We start from the raw sequence: 2842 nt of genomic DNA, 5'->3' as shown, positions 1-2842 counted from the left end.
GCGTATTCCTCCGGGGTGGGCCGCCTTGTTGAGTTGCAGGTATCCGACGAGGATCTAGCTTTAAGGCTAGCCTTAAGGTCGGTAGATGCGGGTAGAGGTCCTGGGCGGGGTTGAGCGTCGTCGTCGCTGGTCTCGCGACGATAAGATGCGGATCATCGAAGAGACGCTGGCGCCCGGCGCGGTTGTGACGGAGATCGCGCGGCGGCACGGCATTTCGACGAGTTTGGTGTTCACGTGGCGGCGGCGGGCGCGCCTGGCGAGTGTCGTTTCGGCGGGACCGAAGCTTGTCCCTGTTCAGCTCACCCCGGGTGCGACCGAAAGCGTTCCATCGATTGAAGCCCCAGCGGTGATTTCGCCCCGGAGGCGCCGGGGCCTGATCGAGATCGAACTCGGTGGCGGCAAGCGTGTCAGCGTTGACGAGAACGTCGATGCTGACGCGTTGGGGCGGGTCCTTGATGTTCTGAGCCGGCGATGATCCCGATACCGGGTGGCGTCAGAGTCTGGATCGCAACCGGCCACACCGACATGCGTCGCGGCATGCAGGGTCTGGCTTTGCAGGTTCAGGAGAGCCTGAAGCGGGATCCCCACGCCGGAGATCTCTATATCTTCCGAGGCCGGCGTGGCGATTTGGCAAAGATCCTCTGGCATGACGGGATCGGGCTGTCGCTCTATGCGAAACGCTTGGATCGCGGAAAGTTCATCTGGCCTTCGGCGTCAGGTGACGCGGTGTCGATCTCGGCGGCGCAGATGGCGTACATGCTCGAAGGGATCGATTGGCGCAATCCACAACTGACGTGGCGGCCGACAAGGGCGGGATGAGCGAAGAAAAATGTGGAAACCCGCGTATTTTGGGGTGCCGCAAATCACTAAAACTATGATTCACTTCGTCTCATGGATGCTGATCGCGCCGCTCTTGCCGAAGAAAACGCCGCGCTGAAAGCGGAGCTGGCGGTAGCGCGGGCAAAGGCGTCGGAGGACGCCGCGCTGATTGTGCAGCAGACCTTGCGGATAGCGAAGCTCGAGCGCCAGGTTTACGGCCAGAAATCGGAGCGCTCGGCGCGGTTGATCGACCAGCTGGCGCTTACCTTCGAAGAATTGGAAGCTAACGCGACGGAAGACGAATTGGCGGCGGAGCAGGCAGTCGCCAAAACGACTACGGTTGACGGATTTACGCGCAAGCGCGCTGAGCGCAACACGTTCCCAGACCACCTTCCGCGCGAGCGGGTGGTGATCGATCCGCCGACGGCGTGCGAATGCTGCGGCGGCAATCGCTTGCGCAAGCTCGGCGAAGATGTGACCCGAACGCTGGAATCGGTGCCGCGTCAGTGGAAGGTAATCGAGACGGTGCGCGAGAAGTTCTCTTGCCGCGACTGCGAGAAGATCAGCCAGGCACCGGCGCCATTCCATGTGATCCCGCGAGGGTGGGCGGGGCCGAGCCTGCTGGCCATGCTGCTCTATGAGAAGTTCGGCCAGCATCAGCCTCTGAACCGGCAAACCGAGCGTTACGCGTTGGAAGGCGTGCCGATCAGTCTGTCGACCGCAGCCGACGCCGTCGGAGCGTGCTGCACGGTATTGGAGCCGCTGTTGCGTCTGTTGGAAGCCCACGTCATGGCATCCGAACGCCTCCACGGCGACGACACCACCGTGCCCGTGCTGGCCTTGGGCAAGTGCGATGTCGCTCGATGCTGGGTCTATGTAAAGGACGACCGCCCCTTCGGCGGCTCAGATCCGCCGGCGGCAATGTTCTATTACTCGCGCGATCGAAGGGGCGAGCATCCGCAGGCGCATCTGGCCAACTATAGCGGTATCCTGCAGGCCGACGCCTTCGGCGGATACACCAAACTCTACGAGCCCCCGCGAAGTCCTGGGCCTATCAGGGAGGCGGCCTGTTGGGTGCATGCCCGGCGCCCGTTCTTCGCCATGGCGGATCTTGAGGAAAACGCGCGACGTAAGGCTGCTGGCAAGAAGGAGATCGCCCTCTCGCCGATTGCGATCGAGATCGTGCGTCGCATCGACGCCCTCTTCGCAATCGAGCGCACGATCAATGGCCAAGGCGCCGACCACCGAGAGGCTGTCCGCCAGGCGCAGAGCGCTCCGTTGGTTGCCGATCTGGAAGCCTATATGCGTGAGCAGTGCGCCAAGCTCTCCCGCGGTCACGATCTGGCCAAGGCCATGAACTACATGTTCAAGCGCTGGGGCTCCTTCACGCGCTTCCTCGACGATGGCCGCGTCTGTCTCTCGAACAACGCCGCCGAAAGAGCGCTGCGCGGCATCGCATTGGGCAGAAAGTCTTGGTTATTCTGCGGGTCCGACCGCGGAGGGCGTCGTGCCGCCGCCATGTATAGCCTCATCGTCTCTGCGAAGATGAACGACGTCGATCCTCAGGTCTGGCTTGCCGATGTACTCGCTCGCATCGCCATCCACCCCGCCCACAGGCTCGATGAGCTGCTGCCCTGGAACTGGAAGATTGCGCAACAGCAAGGCCTCGCGGCGCAGGCGGCTTGATGGGGCCCGTCAACAAAGTCAGCCACGTGTTTACCCTCGGCCATGTCGCCGAGATGCTTGGAGAAGACGAGGAATGGCTGTTCGAGGTCGCCGAAGAAATGGACCCCGAGGATGGCCAGCTATGGGTCGTGGGCGTCGGTGAAGATGGGGTGATGGCGTTCACCGATGAGGGGATCGAGAACCTCAAAGAGCTGATCGCAATCCACAAAGAGGACCCTAGCATCATCGAAAAACGCCGCCAAGTGCTCGCTGCGACGATGAAGCCGAAAACCGAGGAGTCCGACGAGCTCTAACGGTTAACTGGAAAGATCAGCGCGCTGCGGCCTACCGCGTAGGG

At 62.3% G+C, this 2842-nt stretch carries 4 protein-coding genes; all 4 read left to right on the top strand.

Annotated elements, in window-relative coordinates:
• Positions 1-85: 85 nt before the first annotated feature.
• The 4 genes from tnpA (at position 86) to FXB41_RS40105 (ending at position 2798) form a co-directional block, all read left to right on the top strand.
• Positions 86-475 carry an IS66-like element accessory protein TnpA gene (gene tnpA, locus FXB41_RS40120; RefSeq protein WP_007591026.1) on the top strand — a complete coding sequence of 130 codons (390 nt, stop codon included), beginning with the start codon at positions 86-88 and terminating at the stop codon, positions 473-475.
• Positions 472-819, top strand: coding sequence for an IS66 family insertion sequence element accessory protein TnpB (gene tnpB, locus FXB41_RS40115; protein ID WP_007591027.1), 348 nt, complete (start codon positions 472-474; stop codon positions 817-819). Before tnpA ends, tnpB begins: the two co-directional genes overlap by 4 nt.
• 72 nt (positions 820-891) lie before the next feature.
• Positions 892-2505 (top strand): IS66 family transposase, encoded by a 1614-nt coding sequence (gene tnpC, locus FXB41_RS40110; protein WP_219685683.1) that lies wholly within the window; start codon positions 892-894, stop codon positions 2503-2505.
• Entirely contained in the window at positions 2505-2798 is a 294-nt protein-coding gene (locus FXB41_RS40105; RefSeq protein WP_007590556.1) for a hypothetical protein, read from the top strand. Before tnpC ends, FXB41_RS40105 begins: the two co-directional genes overlap by 1 nt.
• Positions 2799-2842 lie beyond the last annotated feature (44 nt).

This window comes from Bradyrhizobium canariense (assembly GCF_019402665.1).
Lineage (GTDB): Bacteria > Pseudomonadota > Alphaproteobacteria > Rhizobiales > Xanthobacteraceae > Bradyrhizobium > Bradyrhizobium canariense.
This window is presented reverse-complemented; position numbering and strand designations above follow the sequence as displayed.